Here is a 17,301-nt window from a genome sequence, read left to right as displayed (position 1 = left end):
TTTCTCTGTTTTTACAATACTTTGGAAAGATTTGATGTCCATGATTTACCTTATCATGGTGGCAAATCTTTTACAATCACCAAAAATTAAATCCTAGTAAAATTTAATTAATGTACTTATATTTAATATACACTATATATTAAATATTTATAATGAATTCATTTTTCGCTTGACAAAAGAGTAGATTATGATTATATTATTAAGTAAGATAAGGAGGATAGCTATATGACTAATACTAAAGAAGAAAATTTGAAACAACGCATAATAGATGAAATGTCAGTTGATTATGCCGACTCGCTCGAAAGAAATTTCGATTTAGCAAAACAGTTTATCCGTATAACTTCAACCGGTAAAGTAGACTTAGCTTTTAAGGAAAAAATTGCTGGAAGGGAACAAATACTGCTTTATCTAATAGGAAAAATCTATGCTAAAAAAGCAGATTTCACGGACACAGAAATGGTTGAAAACGAAGAGTTGATGAGCGAACTTGGTATAGGCAGAGGTTCTCTTTTACCTTGGATTAAGTTCTTAAGAGATGAAGGAAAAATTAAAACAATGAAGAAGGGTCAAAAAGCACTACATAGTATTCCAATGCAGCTTGTTGAAAAGACCCTTAAGGAAATTGAAAAGAAGATTAAAGAGAAAACATAGGAGATGAATAATGGAAACAGAAAATGAGATTAAGGACATTAAGGAAAGATTGGATAAAATTGAAGATAGAATCACAAATATTGAAAGTAAATTTTCTGAGAAACCAAGTATTGCTAAAAAGGAAATGTCTATTAGAGACTTTATAATTTTAAAAAAACCAAAAAGCAACGTTAATAAAACTCTAGCGATTGGATATTTTTTGGAAAACCATTTGGGTTATTCATCATTTACCGTTAAAGATATAGAAGAAGGATATCATTTAGCAAAAGAAACTGTACCTAAAAATGTCAACCTTGATGTAATAAGAAATATAGAAAAAGGTTATATGATGGAAGCAAAAGAAAAAAGTGGCAAAGTAAAAACTTGGTGTTTAACTAATTCAGGTACTAATTTTGTAGAAAACAATTTTGAGAAGAAGGATAAATAGAAAATGGAAGATGATGAATTAGTGAAAAAATTTGAAGTCGTCGATAAAAGTAAGTATCCTGATTTTTATAGTCTTGAAAAGATTCTTGAAAAGGTACTGTGGGTTTTGTATGTTGCCGAAACTGAGCTTGGAATTAAAAAATTAAATGCTAAAGAAATAGCCATTATTATTACAAAAGCACTCAGAATTCCCACCACCTCACTTTCAATAATAAATTCTATTAAGAGAATAAAAACTAGCATGATATATTTTGAAAATGGATACTATATGATAATGAAAGAAGGAATTGATTATATAAATTCAAAGAAAAAAGTTTCTAAAGAGGTTTTGTCAAAATCAAATGATTCTATCGAAGTTTTTCATTTTAAGCCAGAAACAAAATACTCTAGTAAAAGAGTTCTATATAATGAAGTACTAAAAAATTTAAAAGGAGAGTTGAGAATAGTAGATCCTTATTGTGGATTGAGAACTTTAGATATCTTAAAAGAATTAGGTACAATACCTATCAAATTCCTTACTAATACACAATATCTTAGCAATAGAAGAAGTTTTATAAGAGAACTTAATGATTTTTTATCTGAAAATAGTAAGGCTGAGTTTAGAGACATTTATTCCAACGACATAATACATGACAGATATATTATTTCATCGAATTCTTTAGTAATTATCGGTCAAAGTATAAAAGATTTAGGCAAAAAGGAATCTTTCTTAATAAGCTTAGATAAAAAAAATTTCATAGATTTTTACAAAACTATAAAGACAAACTTCAAAACAAAATGGGATAGATCAAATCAAATAGTTTAATCAAACCTAAAAGTCACACTCCCACAAAAATCAAGGCAATCAGACAGACGCGAGACACAAAACGAACGAGGACAAGAAACCAAAAATGAAAAGAAATGCCTTCCCTACTCCTCCACCGGATCGGCGACCTTTATCGCGCCTATTTCGAGCAGCGCCTCGAACGTGTTGGCGGCGCCGCCGTGTTCCACGATTAGGCCGCCCACCACCCTGTCGACGTTGACGCCCGTTATCTCCACTTTCTTGCCGGTAGGCCTCATGTTAAGCCAGACCCCCTCGTGGGTTCCCCTGGCCGTGATCTGCGTTACGACCCACTCCCCCTCGGCGATCTGCCTCTCCACCGTCAGGTGAAGGTCGGGGTAGGTGTTTCTCACGCCCGCGAGGTGCTCCTTCGCCCCCTCGATCCCAACCTCGTGCCTGACGTTGTTATAGACCTCCACGTAGTTTTGCGATACAAATTCGCAGACCCTCTTAAGATCGCAGCCGTTGACGACCTCCTCGTAGTAGCGCCTGACGAGCGACTTGTTCTCCTCGATAGACACAATCTCCTCCTTGTCGAGGTTTTTCGACCAGACTTTTTGCTCGACTCTATAAAAAAGAGGGCGGGCCCAAAGACCCGCCCATTTACGACTTTCACGACCAAGTTTTTTACACGATGCTCCCGCCTGCTTATACGATGCTGCCGTCCATTCTTAAACTAAAAGGCCTTCTTCAGGATGTCCAGCGCAACCTCGAAGGTGATCTCCTCGGGGTTCATCGTGCAGGAGCCGTCGTTTATGGCGGTCTTGGCGATGGCCTCAAGCTGGTCCTTCGTTACCCCCGCCTCGCTGAGTTTCGTCGGGAGTCCGCTGGCGTCCTTGAGCTCGTTTGTAAGCTGCCTAACCGCGGCCACGGCGGCCTTTGCCTGGTCGAGCTTGCTCCCTTTGGTGGAGGCTCCCATGAAGGGGGCGAGCTCCGCTATAATGTCGCCCGCCTTGTCGAAGTTGTTCTCCATACCGTAGGGGAGGAGGATTGAGTTAGCTATGCCGTGGGGCACCCTGGCGACCCCCCCGGCGGCGTGGGCGATTCCGTGGACGACCCCCACGAGGGAGTTGGAGAAGGCGACCCCGGCCAGGAGCGACGCGTTCAGCATGGCAAGCCTCTTCTTCTCGTCCTTCGGCTTTAAGGTGGATTCGAGGAGGCTGTCGAAAATTATCCTTATGGCGGCTATGGAGTAGGCGTCCGAGATCGGGTTTTTCTGGATGCAGTAGTACGCCTCGACGGCGTGGGTCAGCGCGTCCATCCCGGTGGAGGCGGTGATCTTGGCCGGCATCGTGACTGTCATCTTCGGGTCGAGGATGGCAACGTGCGGAATCAAGAGCCCCGACGTGAAGGCGAGCTTCGTCTTGTTCTTCACGTCGTAGATGACGGCGGCCGAGGTGACCTCGGAGCCGGTTCCGGCGGTTGTGGGAACCACGATAAAGGGCTTCAACGGCTTGCTCAGCCTCTCCACCCCCTGGAACTTCATGAGGTCATTTGTCCCCTCGACGATGATCATGTTGGCGCACTTCGCCGTGTCTATGCAGCTTCCGCCGCCCACGGCTATAAAACAGTCGCACTTCTTGTCCTTAAAGAGCTTTGCCACCTCGTTTACGACATCCGTGCCCGAATCCGGGGGCGTCTTGTCATAGATGGCTCCAATCTCACACTTCGATCCGCCGAAGGCCTTCTGAACGTTCTTTACCAGACCGGCCTTGGAAACGCCCTCATCGGTCACGATAAGCGCCTTCTTTGCGCCGAGAAGCTCCATCTCGAAGGTGATGTTCGCCAGCGCCTTCATCCCGCTGATTATCCTCACGGGACATAAAAACTCGTAATATTCGGGAACCATTATTTCACTCCTTAAAAAAGGTTTCTGACTATAGATTATTTAAACATATTGAGGACGATCCAGACACCCACCATCATATATACGTTCGCCTTTATAAGCAGCTGTCTGAAGGTCATCTTCGGCGGCCTCTTGAATATCATCTTGAGCACGATGCCGGGAAGGAGAAACGACTGCACTATCCCCATTCCCCTGTTTGCCATCACCCCGTCGACAAGGCTTCCGTGCACGAGCACCCTGTGCTGGGCGAACGCCGTGTGGTTTCCCATCTGGCCAGTAAAGGCCAGAAAGGCGGAGTCCATGTTTTTGAACAGCAGCTTCAGCGAGGGATTCTCCTTGTATCCCCTGCCGAGATACTTCACGGCCCCCTTTTCCTTCCTCATCGTAATCGCCGGACCCGCGGGCAAGACCCCCAGTGAAAAAACAAGGCCCTCCTTCCAGTCTTTCAACTCCTCGATGAGCACCTTGTCCTTCTTGGAAACTTTCTCGAAGGTGGTCCCGAAGGCGATCAGGGCAACGGCGACTATAGCCTTTTTAATCCGGTAACCGAGAGAAGGCTTGTGTACAATTTCGATCTTCTCCATTTTCATATCCTCTCTAATATTACAAATACAATTTAAAACTCGAACCACAAAGGCAAATTTGATAAACAGTATTAAGTCTTCCGAACCTTCAGAGTATCCCTTCCCCCCCTTTCCTTTTACGGTAAGATAATTGTTTGTTGCACCCCCCCCCTTTTTTTCTTCCTCTCCCCCCTTCAGTAAATACACTGATCGATTATAAAAATCCCCTTCCCCTCCTTCCCCCTTGCCCATAAACGGAAACGGACACCAACCGTGAGCCTCATCCCCAAAATCCAAGACCTGCCGACCCCCTCCCCCCGTTAGTAAATCCGCCGATAAACTGCAACAACCTCCCCCCTACCCACTTACTCCATCACGGCTTTTCGGCGATATTGAAAAGCACCGCGTTTTCCGGGACGTCGGAGACGTTTTTCCCGTAATAGGCGTATCGCACCATTTTTTTGTCGTCCACGATGAAAACGGCGGGAAGCTGCAGCTCCTTCCCCTCGCTCACCCCATGCTTGAACCCAAGCTTTTTAGATTGCATCGCCTTTTTTATCGTCCCCGGGGTAATATACCTTAAGATCGACCCGGGGAGAACGCCGTAGAGCTTGAATATCTCCTCTTTCGGATCCAGGACTATGGTGAAGGGAATGACCGCCTCTTTCAACTTCTCATCGCTCCCCTTCACCGAGATCACGTTTTCCGCCTCGCTCTGCAGTACTACAAGGACGTTGAGATTTCTCTTCCTGAACTCGTCCCAATCCCTCCTTATCTCCGATATCTTCATCTGGCATATGGGGCATCCCATGTAGCGAAGAAAGATGAGTATCGTCTTCCCGCTTTTAAGAGAGTCGTGAAACTTCAGCGACTTCTTCCAGGGGGAGTCGAAGGTGAAATCGGGCGCCTTCGCCCCCGCCGTAATTTTATGGCTCACGCTCAGCTCCTCAAACTTCGATTATCTTTAATATCCCTCGCCCCATCCGCTATTTCTTCTTGCGCCTCTTGACTATCTTTACAGGAACGTAGACTATCAAAAAGACTATGACGAGGACAACGACAACCGCCGTGAACGCGATCCAGGTCAGATAGTTCCCCCTCTTCAGTAGCTTCACCGGATTGAGGCTCGGCTCGGGGACAAATCTTCCCTCGGCCCCTTTATATCTATAGGAGATCTCCTTAATCCCGTCGCCGTCGCCGTCCTCAAAGGTGGATACATATTCAAAGATCGTCTCCCAATCCTTGAGCTCCTGAACCCCTGGGGTTGCCGGGTCCTTGTCTATCCTCTCCGTGGCGAGGTCTTCTATCCTATTTCCGTCCCTGTCCTTGGGGACCATTGTAAGGATATTATTCGTGAAGCTCCCGACGACCTTGATAAACGACGCGTTGTAGTAGTTGGTCGTAATCCTGTAGAGCTCCTTATTTTTAGAGGAGTAGTCGAGGGGGACGAAGCTCCCGTCTTCCTCTTCGATCAATATCTCCGTAACCCTGTCGAAGATCATCCTCTTCGGATTGTACGTAACCTTTAAGCCGGAGACCTGCAGGTAGTAGTCGCTCCCCTTGATCGGATATATCGACGTGGGTACTTCCATCGCCTTTTTTATCTCCTGGGCGTTTAGGTAAAAGGTCACGAGGGGATAGCTCATCGTGTCGTCGACGCCGATACCCAGCGGCTCGACCCTGAAGAGGTCGGACACGCACACACGCCCGGTCTTGCCTACGAGGATGTTGCTCCTGATGAGGCCGTTTGACTGGATGGAGAGCCTCACTCTTGACAACGGATCGGCCGGGTCGTAAACCCTCTTGTTCGCGGCCCAGCGGATGGCGTCAGTGGCCATGTTGCCGATCCCCACCTCCTCGTTTTTCAGGATCATGTCGTAATCGGTCTCGGCGACCGTCTGGGAGAACTTGAGGCCGAGGCCTGTGAGGACGTCCCTCTCAACAATCCTCTTCCTCTCCTCGATCAGCCCCGTTATCCTCTCGTCTCCCTTGATGGAGTCATCGATGCTGACGAGCTTGTAATTTGCGAGGGATACTTTTTTGTCGTCGCCCACGGTGAAATCCAACACACCGATAAATTTGCCGTACTCCCCCGCCTGAACAACTATGGTATTGTTTATCAGGATAGGATCGGGGACGACCGTATGGCTGTGTCCGCTGATGATGATGTCGATTCCGGAGACCTCTTTTGCAAGGATCTCATCCTCCGACCTGTCCTTGTCCTCCCTCAACCCGCTGTGGGAGAGACAAATAACGATGTCGACCTTCTCCTCCTCGCGAAGGAGCTTTACCATTTCCCTCGATGTCTCGATCATATCGCCAAAGGACAAGGGCGAGGCAAAGGGGGCCACCTCGGCGGCGTCGGTGCCTATGATCCCGAAAAGCCCGATCTTTATCCCGTCCCTCTCAATGACGACGTAGCGCTTTACGAGTCCGGCCTCAAAGTCCTCCTCGAGGGCGTCGTCCGCCTCATCCTCAGGATCAAAGACGGTGTTCGACGCCAGGATCTGGGGCATACCCCCCTTCTTTACGGCCGACCTCAGGATGCGGGAGAGACCTCTGGGCCTCAGGTCGAACTCGTGGTTTCCCAGGGTGGTGAAGTCGTAGCCCATTTCCTTCATGAGGGTAAGCTCGGCCGCCTCGTCCCTGCTTATCATGTGAAAGAGGGTCCCCATGAGGAAATCGCCGGCGTCCATGACAAAGACGGTGTTTGTGCGGGCCGCCTTCTCCTCATTTATAACGGTCGCCAGCCTCGCCCAGCCGCCCAGCGTCTCGTCGTCGTTTGTCGTGTTCGGCGTGTAGTCAATGTTAGGGTTGTGGCCCAGGAGGTGAGAGTGCATATCGTTAGTGTGCAGTATCGTGAAGGTCACCTCCTCCGCCGCGGCTGATGTGGACATAAAAAAAAGCGCCAAAAAAATGAGCAATATTATCCGATTTGTCTTCATATTTAACTTCCCTTATCAAAAAAATTGCATAAAAAGCATGAATAGCCTATCAGAATGTCCGGGAAAATTCAATTTATTTATTGTGTCACATAAAAAAATATCTAATGAGTCCTCTTTGGCGTGGAAACGCTCGATGGAGCGTCATCCGCAAAGAAGCAGCGTGGAAGCATCAAATTTTTTACATGCCGAAATATTAATACGGCTCATAATAACGCCCTTGAACGGGCGTCGTCAATATGATATAAAAAACAGGCAAATAACCGAGAGGAACATAATGGAAAAGAAGGACAATTCCGACAAGATTTATTTTGCAGAGGAGGGTATCGTCAAGAGGCTCAAAGAGTTTGCCGATCCAAAATCGGTCGAGGGGATGGCGAGGTTCGGCATCGACCCCGACCGGGCCTTAGGGGTAAAAGTCCCGGAGATGAGAAGGCTCGCCCGGGAGATAAGGAAAGGAGTTTCCGCCGACGACCGCCACCGACTCGCCAAAAAGCTATGGGACAGGAAGATCAGAGAGACAATGATCCTGGCCGGGATGATCGCAGTGCCCAAAAACTTGACGGAGGAGCTGATGGAGGAGTGGGTAGGCGATTTTTACGACTGGGAGACATGCGACCAGAGTTGTGCCAACCTCTTTGAAAAGACCCCTTTTGCCTATGACAAAGCGGTAGAGTGGTCACGGCGGGAGGAGGAGTTCGTCAAGCGGGCGGGGTACGTCATGATGGCGAGGCTTGCGGTGAGCGACAAGAAGGCGGACGATGAGGCGTTCACCCGTTTTTTTTCAGATATAAAAAGGGGGGCTTTAGACGAAAGGAACATGGTCAAGAAGGCGGTCAACTGGGCGATCCGCCAGATCGGGAAGCGAAACCCGAGCCTTAACGAAAGGGCTGTTCAGCTCTCCCTCGAGATCAAGGAGATAGATTCGCCCACCGCAAGGTGGATCGCCGCGGACGCCCTGAGGGAGCTTACGAGCGACGCCGTTCTCGACCGCCTCAAGAAGAAGGAAAAAGTCAAATAGCAAACCGAGCCTTTAATGATGAATACCCGAAAATGGTCGGATTTTATCCTTACCCTCACAGCCGCTTTCAAAGCTCAATATCAACAACTTGAGCCGACAGCTTGAGCATCTGGCCTAAAAGATTATACAAAATTTAAATACTTTATCGCACTTTTTATAAAACCCGTTGTCAAAATGGAGTGGTCGAAATTAAACCATATTTTCCTTGGCAAAAAAGAGTCTCCTATGCTATTATTTAAAGATACTTTTTGTTCGGCATGGTTTTTTTGGGAAGACTGAAAGATGAATACTAAAAGACTTAACGCGGAATTAGGGGGATTAAGGGCTATCGTCCCCGTGATTCTCGCGATCTTTGTCCTGTCATCCTGCATAACGGACACCTCCGGCAGGGGAAGACGCTTCCCCGAACCGAAGAGCGGCATGGTGGAGACATACCGTGCAGCCGAGACCGACTTCAAATCCGGGAGATATTCCGAGGCCCTGAACGGCTATCTGGTATGTATCGAGGAATACCCGGCCAACACCCTTACGGACAACGCGCTTGTCAGGGCCGGAGACATATATCTGGCCAGGGGAGACCTCTCTTCGGCCCGCACACACTATCTCAGGGTCGTTCAGGAATTCGTCTCGTCGGACAGCTACGACGAGGCCCGCTACAAGCTGGGATACGTGTACTTCAAGTCGGAAAAATACTCCGATGCCGTCGGGATACTCAGCTCTCTCGTCCGCGAGTCGGAGGAGACCTGGGCGGATAACTCGATATATCTGATCCTCGCAAGGAGCTACATCAAGCTGGGGGATACATACCAGGCAGTTTACTGGTTCTCCGAGGCGATAGACAAAGCCGCAGACATATCCTCTAAGAGCGAGGCAAAAAAAGAGCTCAAGCTCTTGGTGGAGGAATACCTGTCGGAGACGGAGCTTATCAGGGTATCCGAGAACATGGAGGGGAAGGAAGCCGGCGGCTACGCCTCCTACGTCCTGGCGAAGAGGTACATCGCAGAAGGCGAGCTTGAATACGCGAGAACGGAGCTCTTGAAGATAGTCAGAAACCAGCCCGACCACGAATACTATTACGAGGCCCAGGGCCTTTTGAAGGAGACCCAGGGCGCCCCGACGTCGAGCGAGATAACCGTTGGGGTGATTCTCCCCCTCTCCGGGCGCGCCTCGATATTCGGCAGAAGGGTAAGGGAGGGGCTCGAGCTCGCCTCAGGCAGCAAGGGCTTCACAGAGGGACCGAAGGTAAAACTCATCTTCAGGGACTCCAAGGGAGACGCCACAACGGCGTCCTACGCCGTCAAGGAGCTTGCGGGCAACAATGACGTCGCCCTGATAATCGGGCCGATGATCAAGGAGGCGGCCATCGCCGCCGCCGAGGAGGCCCAGCGCCAATCGATTCCGATAATCACCCTCACAAAGGAGAGGGATATCACCGATATAGGCCCTTATGTATTCAGAAATTTTCTAACATATCCTGACGAGATCCGCTCTCTGGTAAGGTACGTTATTCAGTCCAAGGGGCTTTCCCGGTTTGCCATCCTCTATCCGGAGGACGACTACGGCAAGGTCTTGAAGGAGCTTTTTTCCAGGGAGGTAAGCCTATACGGATGCAGCGTTGTCGGGGTCAAATCATACACGTCCGAAACGGCGGATTTCAGGGCCACCATGAAGGAACTCATCTCCGCCACCGGAAGCAGCAAGGAGAAGGTCACGTTCGACGCCATCTTCATCCCCGATCACTACAGCTCGGTTGGAATGATCGTGCCGTATGTCTTCTTCTACGACCTTAAAGGAGTCACCCTCCTTGGCACCGACGGCTGGAACAACTCAAATATCTTAGATATCACGGGCGATATGCTCATCGGTTCCTACTTCGCCGATTCCTTCACGCCGCACAGCGACAGACCCAATGTCAAGAGCTTCGTTGAAGATTTCAAGACCGTTTACGGAAAAGAGCCCGGAACCTACGAGGCCTACGGCTACGACACCATCAAGATGATACAGTTCCTCATGAGAACCCAGGGCGTAAGCAAAAGGGATGAGATGATGCCGGCCCTCCTTTCCATCAGGGACTACAAGGGCGTAACCGGAGATACCACGATAGAGAGAAACGGCGATTCCACCAAGGAGCCTTTTATTCTAACGGTAATCGAGGCCGAGGCGAAGCCGACCCTGACCATAACCGAGGAGCCGGAAGAGGGGGTCGCGATAGCAGCGGAGAAAAAGGAAGAGAAGAAGGTAAACCTGATCATAGTGGAGGTCCCGGGCTCATACCGGAGGTAGAGATGCGTAATGTTGATATTAATATTAAGAGGGCGGCATTAATAGCCGCCCTTTTCATTTTTTCGGCTTTCCTCGCGGTTCCAAGGTTATCCCCTCTCTACGCCCAGACCCCAAAGACGGTTTACGTAAAAGAGGTAATCGACGGGGACACCATAGTGCTGTCCGACTACAGGACGGTCCGCTACATCGGGATCGACGCCCCGGAATCGGGGGGACTCAAGCCCGTGGAGTATTACGGGATCGAGGCCAAAAAAATCAACAAGAAGCTGACCGAGGGGAAAGAGGTTAGGCTCGAAGCCGACCTCGAGAGAACCGACAATTACGGGAGGACGCTCGCTTACGTGTACGTGGATGATATGTTCGTAAACCTGAGGCTGGTCGAGCTGGGGGCCGCCGTTGCCCTTCCATATCCCCCTAACTTAAAGCACTACGGTGAGCTCTCTCACAAGATGGAGATTGCCAGAAAAGAGGGGCGAGGCATATGGGCGGATGTCAACAGATGGGTGATACCCGCCGAAGACGCGGGAAGACACATCGGCCTTTCAAAGACTGTGGTGGGAAGGGTAAAACGTACGGAAGACAAGGGCTTCGGCGTCTTTTTGAACTTCGGCGAGGATTTCTCCACCGACTTCACGGTCTTTATACCGGCGAATAATCTCCAATATTTTAAAGACGAGGGGATCGGCGATCCCGCATCCAAATACAGGGGAAAGGTCGTGGAGACGACCGGAACGATAAGGGAGCGCAACGGACCCTCGATAACCGTCAGGCACCCTGGTCAAATATATATCAGGAGATAGCCCCCCTAAAAAACACACATTTGGACAAATCACTCGACAGATTATAGAACAACGCTATTCTCCACCCTAACGCTCCTTTCATCCCCCCCCATGATATTTGTCTAACAGAGACCGGACCCCCCGGACAATCCGAACGCCCCTCAATCAGAGCGGTGTATCCTATACGGCCGGGCGGAACATACTTTTTTCTACTCCACACCCTTTGGATCTGAAGTTCATCGGATCGCTTACTGCGCAAGGTCAAAGGAATTTTTTTCACAGGAGGCGGGGTTTTGAGGGGGGCAAAACTTCACTCTTCTGCAACCGGCGGCGACTATGACATTGGCCGTTTATTATTCAGCTCCTCATAGATTCAACCGACCTGTCGTGATTTGCCCACAAAAAAATTAAGGATGGAAAACAATTCCCGCCGAACCTCGAAGAAAAGCGAATGTATTTGATCAAAACGCTCTTGCTGGGAAACCGTAATACAATCCCCGCCCATTAAAAAGCTGAACTATCTTTTTGATAGCCCAAAATCCAAGGGAGCGGATTGAAAAAGATCAATCCCCCCCATTTAAAAATCCCCGGCATCTCTTATCTAAGGATCAGCACCTCAAGTCCCCGACCGGCAAACCCCCTTATTGGTGTGAAACAGATTAAGCAGGCCGTTTTTTTCGGCGAGGCCGCTACTTCTTGGACGGAATCAAGACCTGCGGCTCGGTCAGGTAAAAATTCCCCTTCACGATCCAATCCTTCAAAATGTCGGCTATCTCACGCGCCTTCACAAAGCTCGACAAGGGCACCGTCTGTATCTCCTTCCCGTTAAGGACTATTGTCCCCGATTTCAGGGCGGCGTAGGTGGTCGTCCCCAGGGTCTTTCCGGTTCCCTGGGGGTAGTCCACGCTGTAGTCTACGATCTGGGCCGTTATCTCCTCGTCGGAGACGGAGGTGTGATACGCCATCTCCTCGTTGAGGATGGGGATCGGCACCCCGACCCCCACGGCCATGGAGCTGCCGTACCCCATAAGGCTCACCCCCACGAGGAATTTGGGGCTCATCTTCTTTAGCTCCCCCATTACGGACAGGGTCCCGGCGGGAACCATGGGGACGCCCTTCTCGCCTCTGACCGGCTTCGGATTATGCTGGGTCCCGTGCCATATCACGTAGCCCTCTCCGCCGCCCAAAAATATCCTCGTGCCGAGCCCGATCGTCCTGAAGTAGGGATCGTTAAATAGAGGGGACAGCACGCCGGCGCTGCAGTAGTTGGCGTTCTGGAGATTCGGCCTTAGAACGCCCATATAAGTATATATGGTCTTTTTGCCCAGGTTGACCCCGACGTTGTAGTTCTGATAGGCGTTTCTCGGATTTAACAGCATCGCGTAGGGGAAATCCTTGAGCCCCATCTTCTTTTTCAAGACCTTGCTCGGGTAGCAATCCGTGCCGTAGGACTCGGCGACGAATTCGACCCTCTCCCCGGCCACTAGGTCCTGAATCACGTGTCCCCCCCCGTACGGGAAATGTCCCGGATAGACTTTGTTCAGGGGGTCGTCCAGGGAGGGCTCCGTCACCCCGAGATAGAAGTCCACCGCCGCAATCCCGGAATAGGCGGGGACGTTGTTCAGAAGTACCCTTGACGCCCTTATCTTGGGCGTCGAGTGACCGAAGTTGAAAAAAGCCCCGGAAGAGCACATAGGTCCGAAGGTTCCTGTCGTGACCACGTCCACCCTCTTTGCGGCGTTCACCTCCCCCTCGCTTCTCACTATATCGACCATCTCCTCCGCGGTGACCACCACGACCTTTCCGCTCTTGATCTTCTGGTTGATCTCTTCAATGCTTTTTTCAACCTGATATTTGCCCATTTCGCTCCCCCGAAGTCATCATATGACAAATAAACGGGACATTAGTCCCCTGATTAAAACAATTCGCAAATTTGGATTTACCAACGCGAGTGCCCGTTCGCACTCCAAATGATAAAGTGCCGTTGAGGACATGGCACAAGGCCGACAAGAAATATAGACCGCTGGCCTGCCCGCGTGTTCGAACCACTCGCCCTTTCCGCCTGTTCTACCCGCCCGCCCTGCACGCTTCGGCCCTCCCCCGCATTAGCCCCTAACGGCATTTGTTGATCGGGAGGTGCCTCGGCCTTACGTTATTCTCCCCGATGTAGATCCTCCTGATATTCCTCTTTCCGTCTATCATAAGGTCAAATATCACGCACGGGGAGTTCCCCTTGACCTTGAAATTGAAGCCCTTTTTCTCGTCCTTGGAATTAAAGGAGAACTCTATCTTACGCTCGTTCACCACGGAGACTTCCCTTCCCTTTAAATCATCTTTCAATACCTTGTCTCCCGACTTATCCACATCCGTCCCCTCTATCTTCTTCTCAAGAAGCTCCCACTTTTCCCCCTTCTCCTTCTCGTCTATCCGCTTTTCCCTCTCCTTTTTCAACTTCCCCTTCTTTTTGTTCGCCTCTTCCTCCTTCCCCATGATCCTCGAGACGTATTTAAAGATCGTCTCGACGATCCCCTTTTCCTCCTTCTCGACCACATCAAACTCCCCCCTGGTCAGGATGATCTCCCCGGAAAAGGTGTGCGGTGTATCGCCGGTTATCGTCACTATATGCCAGACCTTGTTGTTGTCCCTCCATAGATAGTACCCGTAGTCGCCGTCATCCTTGATCTTCGGCTTCCCCTCATAATTCACCGCAAAACAGCAGTCGGCGGAAAATATTAAAGCCGCGAGCAAGATTACGACAACCACCGTAAAGATATGTCTTAATCGCCACCTATATAACATCCTTTACGATCCCCCCTATCTGTAAATCCTCACCGGCCCCGTCTCGGCATCAACCCTCCATGTAGCCCGTTATCTCCCCGATTCGCTTGTAGAGGGGTGCCAGGGCGTCGTAGGTTTTCAAAAATACTTCCTTGTATAGCCCGTCGTATATCTTGTGGTTCTCCTTTATGGGCTGAAACTCCTTTCCCGTTCTGACCATCGCCTTTACCGCCTCGTCAAAGCCGCCGAACATACCCGTTCCAACGGCGGCGTCTATTGCGGCGCCCATGCCGCACGTCTCGTAGGTGGCCATCCTCTTTGTGGGGAGGTTGAAGATGTCCGCGGCGATCTGAACCGCCATGTCGCTCCTGGAGCCGCCCCCCCCGACCCGAAGCTCCTTTAAGGGCACCTTCGTGTCTCCCTGGGCTATCTCGCCTAGCCTCCTCAATTCATACCCTATCCCCTCTAAGATGGCCCGGTATATGTGAGCCCTTGTGTGGACGCTCCCGAAGCCGATTATGGAGCCCTTGGAAAATTTCAGGGATGGATGGGGTGTCCAGTATGGCTGGAGCATCAGCCCCATTGAGCCGGGGGGAATGTCCTTTATGACCTCATCGAGAACGGCCTCGGTAGCCATGTTCCTCTTCTTCGCCTCGATCGCCTCTCTGTATCCCAACTCCTGGGTGAACCACCGCGCCATCCAGAAGCCCCTATAGATGAAACACTCCAGGTTCCACGCGTCCGGCATGGAGGAGCACCAGGTGAAATAGCGGACCTTTTTGTTCTCGATGAATTTTTTAGTCACGATTTCGAGCGTGCTGGCCGTCCCGAAGGAGATCATACCGATATCCGGGGTAATGGCGCCGGCGCCGAGGGACTCCGACTGCTTGTCGCCGGCCCCCACCACGATGGGAAGCCCCTCAGGAAGTCCAGTCTCTTTCGCGGCCTCCTTGGTCACGTGACCCAAGACCTCGTTCGGCTTGAAAAGCTTGGGGAGGTGATCTCTCTTTATCTGAAATACGTCGAAGACTCCCTGGATGCCGAACCAGTCGAACTTCTTCGATTCGATGGGCCAGTAGCCGACGTACATCGACGCCGAGTCGTTAAACTCCCCGGTGAGCTTGTGGACGAACCAGCTAGTCACCTGGCAGAACTTGTGGGTCTTTTTGTAAATCTCCGGCTCGTAGGCATATATCCAGGTGAACCTGGAGTTTTTCTGTATAAGATTGATCATCTCCGACTTGCCGATGAGGCCGAAGAGGAGCTTTACCGAGGCGCTTACCGGTGGAGGGTCTTCGGTAAAGCGCTGGTCGAGCCAGATGATGGAGTTCCTCAGCGGATTCCCCTTCTTGTCCACAGGGATCACATTTCCCCGCTGGGCGGTTATCCCCAGCCCGCCGAGCTTCTTCGGGTCGAACTTCTTGCTCTTCATCACCTCTTTGGTCACGACGCAGAGCTTATTCCAGTAGTCTTCAGGCTTCTGCTCCGCCCAGCCGGGCTTGACCGAGAAGTAGGGATCGTGTGGGGCCTGGGCCTTCGCAAGCTCGTTGCCCTCCCTGTCGTAGACTATCGCCCTGACGCTCTGGGTGCCGCTGTCGACCGCCATTACAAATTCTTTTTCCATAAATACACCTATTATAAGATTATGTTAAAAAAACGGCTCCCATGTGGGATCAAACTTTTTATAGTAGTCAAAAAAACGCTCCCTGGCCGACCTCGCCTTTTTGATCAGGTCTTCCTTCGTAATTACCCCCCTATCGAGGAGGATCTCCTCCAGCTTGATCATCGCCTGCTGGTAGGGGAGGCAGCCGTAGAGGAAGGTGTCATGGCCTTCCAGGGTTATCCTGTTTCTTATCTCCCTCGTCTCGCCGGAGGCGCCGATGGCGCAGTCGCCGAGGAAGAAGGTGTTTTTGTAGTCCCATTTTTTCCCAGGCGGGACCTTGGGGTCGACCCCCACGATCAGGCTTGCCCCCTCCTTTATCTTGGCTAAGCTCCCCAGCACTACCGCCGCCATCAGCCAGCAGGCGTGGCACGCCCCGCCGATGTAGACGTCCACGTTCGGGTAGACGCCGGTGACCATGGAATCTATCGGCTGGGTGTAGTTCAAAGGCAGTGCGAATTTCTTCGCCACATCTTCGATTTTTTTCCCCACTACGTCGATTCGGGACGGATCGGCGACGCCGATTCCGTCGTGGGCGGCGATCCGGGTCGTCCCCACCACGAAGGGGTTTTCTATCCCCATGACCATCGACGAGACGGAGTCCACCGAGACCACGTCCTCCCCGGCTATGATAACTCCCATCGGGACCGGAAGCCCCGCCTCCCCGGCGCCCATCCCCTCCATGCCGATGAGTCCGTCAACTAAAGTAAGGTCAGGCTTTCTCACCTTTACGATGTCCACCATGTGCTGGTCGAGGTCGTCCCTGTGGCCGAAGTAGCGGTCCCCCTCGTTCAATATACCCTGGAGGTTCTTTATCCCCAGCGTCACCATCGTCATCGTGTGGGTCTTGAGGGCCGGAACATCGATGAACACGTCCGCGTCCTTGATCGCCTTAGGGTAGTCGATAAAGTGAAGTACCTTCCCGCAGGGCACCATCACACACTCCTTCTCGGCGTCCTCGACGCCCATGACCTCCCCGCCTGCGCCCTCCACGGCGTCCTTTATCCCAAGAAGCCGCATGACATCGACGGTCTTCATCCCCCGGGGCAGTTTATCCGATCCCGACTCCCTATCGATATTCACCCGCTTGATGAGGCTCCCCACGCTGACCCCCTCTATCACGGCCACCTTCTTCGCCCCGGCCCCGACACATAGAGAGACGAGGGCCTTGATTACCCTCCTGTCAACTGAGACCGGCGGGGGAAAGGGGGCAAAAAGGTTCGGCTTTATCGCCACGGTCTGTCCCGGTTTTACGAAGCGCCCTATCCCCCCCACAAGGTCGACCGCTTCCTTTACCATCTCCGCGATCCCCCTTTCATCGATCGGCGCGGGGGGTGCTGTCTTCGATTTTACTATTGATACCTTGAGCTTTTCCGTCATATGTTCTCCAGAGACCTCGATATCTCTTCTTTTATTCAACATTTTCCGATTATCTTATATCACATTTAAAAAATATTCTCAACGAATTCTATCAAATAATGCGTTACATTTTAAAATGGCATATAAAAACACCAAAATAAAAAGGCCGG

Annotated in this window: 15 protein-coding genes; 6 read left to right on the top strand and 9 right to left on the bottom strand. The window is 50.8% G+C overall.

All coding sequences use genetic code 11. The annotated features are described in order from the left end of the window. Window positions 1–225 precede the first annotated feature (225 nt). From JW984_12350 to JW984_12340, 3 genes are read left to right on the top strand one after another with little or no spacing between them, the layout of a single operon-like run. Window positions 226–651: a hypothetical protein gene (locus JW984_12350; protein MBN1573978.1), complete on the top strand. Its 426-nt coding sequence runs from the start codon at window positions 226–228 to the stop codon at window positions 649–651. Window positions 652–661: 10 nt separating this feature from the next. After that, window positions 662–1,078: a hypothetical protein gene (locus JW984_12345; protein MBN1573977.1), complete on the top strand. Its 417-nt coding sequence runs from the start codon at window positions 662–664 to the stop codon at window positions 1,076–1,078. A gap of 3 nt (window positions 1,079–1,081) precedes the next feature. Then, a complete protein-coding gene (locus JW984_12340; protein MBN1573976.1) occupies window positions 1,082–1,882 on the top strand; it encodes a hypothetical protein in 801 nt (266 codons plus the stop codon). A 104-nt stretch (window positions 1,883–1,986) separates the two neighbouring features. On the opposite strand, the gene JW984_12335 is transcribed toward JW984_12340, so the two are convergent. The 5 genes from JW984_12335 to JW984_12315 all read right to left on the bottom strand — a co-directional run bounded on the left by JW984_12335 (window position 1,987) and on the right by JW984_12315 (window position 7,206). Further along, window positions 1,987–2,421 (bottom strand): ester cyclase, encoded by a 435-nt coding sequence (locus JW984_12335; GenBank protein MBN1573975.1) that lies wholly within the window; start codon window positions 2,419–2,421, stop codon window positions 1,987–1,989. Between the two features lie 155 nt (window positions 2,422–2,576). Next, on the bottom strand, window positions 2,577–3,749 hold the full coding sequence (locus tag JW984_12330) for an iron-containing alcohol dehydrogenase (GenBank protein MBN1573974.1): 1,173 nt from the start codon (window positions 3,747–3,749) through the stop codon (window positions 2,577–2,579). Between the two features lie 35 nt (window positions 3,750–3,784). Then, entirely contained in the window at window positions 3,785–4,330 is a 546-nt protein-coding gene (locus JW984_12325; protein ID MBN1573973.1) for a hypothetical protein, read from the bottom strand. 352 nt (window positions 4,331–4,682) lie between these two features. Continuing rightward, on the bottom strand, window positions 4,683–5,246 hold the full coding sequence (locus JW984_12320; GenBank protein ID MBN1573972.1) for a redoxin domain-containing protein: 564 nt from the start codon (window positions 5,244–5,246) through the stop codon (window positions 4,683–4,685). A 49-nt stretch (window positions 5,247–5,295) separates the two neighbouring features. Beyond that, window positions 5,296–7,206, bottom strand: coding sequence for a bifunctional metallophosphatase/5'-nucleotidase (locus tag JW984_12315; protein ID MBN1573971.1), 1,911 nt, complete (start codon window positions 7,204–7,206; stop codon window positions 5,296–5,298). A 322-nt stretch (window positions 7,207–7,528) separates the two neighbouring features. Between JW984_12315 and JW984_12310 the strand changes: the two genes are divergently transcribed. The 3 genes from JW984_12310 to JW984_12300 all read left to right on the top strand — a co-directional run bounded on the left by JW984_12310 (window position 7,529) and on the right by JW984_12300 (window position 11,355). After that, window positions 7,529–8,272 carry a DNA alkylation repair protein gene (locus JW984_12310; GenBank protein ID MBN1573970.1) on the top strand — a complete coding sequence of 248 codons (744 nt, stop codon included), beginning with the start codon at window positions 7,529–7,531 and terminating at the stop codon, window positions 8,270–8,272. A 282-nt stretch (window positions 8,273–8,554) separates the two neighbouring features. After that, entirely contained in the window at window positions 8,555–10,555 is a 2,001-nt protein-coding gene (locus JW984_12305; GenBank protein MBN1573969.1) for a penicillin-binding protein activator, read from the top strand. Window positions 10,556–10,557: 2 nt separating this feature from the next. Then, complete coding sequence (locus JW984_12300) at window positions 10,558–11,355, top strand: thermonuclease family protein (GenBank protein MBN1573968.1); 798 nt, start codon at window positions 10,558–10,560, stop codon at window positions 11,353–11,355. A 668-nt stretch (window positions 11,356–12,023) separates the two neighbouring features. Here the strand turns inward: JW984_12300 and JW984_12295 are convergent. The 4 genes from JW984_12295 to JW984_12280 all read right to left on the bottom strand — a co-directional run bounded on the left by JW984_12295 (window position 12,024) and on the right by JW984_12280 (window position 17,194). Then, entirely contained in the window at window positions 12,024–13,196 is a 1,173-nt protein-coding gene (locus JW984_12295) for a homocysteine biosynthesis protein (GenBank protein ID MBN1573967.1), read from the bottom strand. Between the two features lie 250 nt (window positions 13,197–13,446). Then, window positions 13,447–14,133, bottom strand: coding sequence for a hypothetical protein (locus tag JW984_12290; protein ID MBN1573966.1), 687 nt, complete (start codon window positions 14,131–14,133; stop codon window positions 13,447–13,449). Window positions 14,134–14,182: 49 nt separating this feature from the next. Beyond that, window positions 14,183–15,736: an FGGY-family carbohydrate kinase gene (locus JW984_12285; GenBank protein ID MBN1573965.1), complete on the bottom strand. Its 1,554-nt coding sequence runs from the start codon at window positions 15,734–15,736 to the stop codon at window positions 14,183–14,185. Between the two features lie 24 nt (window positions 15,737–15,760). Beyond that, window positions 15,761–17,194 carry a DUF362 domain-containing protein gene (locus JW984_12280; GenBank protein MBN1573964.1) on the bottom strand — a complete coding sequence of 478 codons (1,434 nt, stop codon included), beginning with the start codon at window positions 17,192–17,194 and terminating at the stop codon, window positions 15,761–15,763. Between the last annotated feature and the right edge of the window lie 107 nt (window positions 17,195–17,301).

It is taken from the genome of Candidatus Zymogenus saltonus (genome assembly GCA_016929395.1).
GTDB lineage: Bacteria > Desulfobacterota > Zymogenia > Zymogenales > Zymogenaceae > Zymogenus > Zymogenus saltonus.
The sequence above is the reverse complement of the archived record's forward strand: the minus strand, read 5'-3'. Positions and strand labels throughout refer to the sequence as shown.

Bases quoted from the DNA above. Each gene is read 5' to 3' on its own strand.
- JW984_12350 (MBN1573978.1), top strand. From the start codon at position 226: ATGACTAATACTAAAGAAGAAAATTTGAAACAACGCATAATAGATGAA.
- JW984_12345 (MBN1573977.1), top strand. From the start codon at position 662: ATGGAAACAGAAAATGAGATTAAGGACATTAAGGAAAGATTGGATAAA.
- JW984_12340 (MBN1573976.1), top strand. From the start codon at position 1,082: ATGGAAGATGATGAATTAGTGAAAAAATTTGAAGTCGTCGATAAAAGT.
- JW984_12330 (MBN1573974.1), bottom strand. From the start codon at position 3,749: ATGGTTCCCGAATATTACGAGTTTTTATGTCCCGTGAGGATAATCAGC.
- JW984_12325 (MBN1573973.1), bottom strand. From the start codon at position 4,330: ATGGAGAAGATCGAAATTGTACACAAGCCTTCTCTCGGTTACCGGATT.
- JW984_12315 (MBN1573971.1), bottom strand. From the start codon at position 7,206: ATGTCCACATCAGCCGCGGCGGAGGAGGTGACCTTCACGATACTGCAC.
- JW984_12310 (MBN1573970.1), top strand. From the start codon at position 7,529: ATGGAAAAGAAGGACAATTCCGACAAGATTTATTTTGCAGAGGAGGGT.
- JW984_12305 (MBN1573969.1), top strand. From the start codon at position 8,555: ATGAATACTAAAAGACTTAACGCGGAATTAGGGGGATTAAGGGCTATC.
- JW984_12300 (MBN1573968.1), top strand. From the start codon at position 10,558: ATGCGTAATGTTGATATTAATATTAAGAGGGCGGCATTAATAGCCGCC.
- JW984_12295 (MBN1573967.1), bottom strand. From the start codon at position 13,196: ATGGGCAAATATCAGGTTGAAAAAAGCATTGAAGAGATCAACCAGAAG.
- JW984_12290 (MBN1573966.1), bottom strand. From the start codon at position 14,133: ATGTTATATAGGTGGCGATTAAGACATATCTTTACGGTGGTTGTCGTA.
- JW984_12285 (MBN1573965.1), bottom strand. From the start codon at position 15,736: ATGGAAAAAGAATTTGTAATGGCGGTCGACAGCGGCACCCAGAGCGTC.
- JW984_12280 (MBN1573964.1), bottom strand. From the start codon at position 17,194: ATGTTGAATAAAAGAAGAGATATCGAGGTCTCTGGAGAACATATGACG.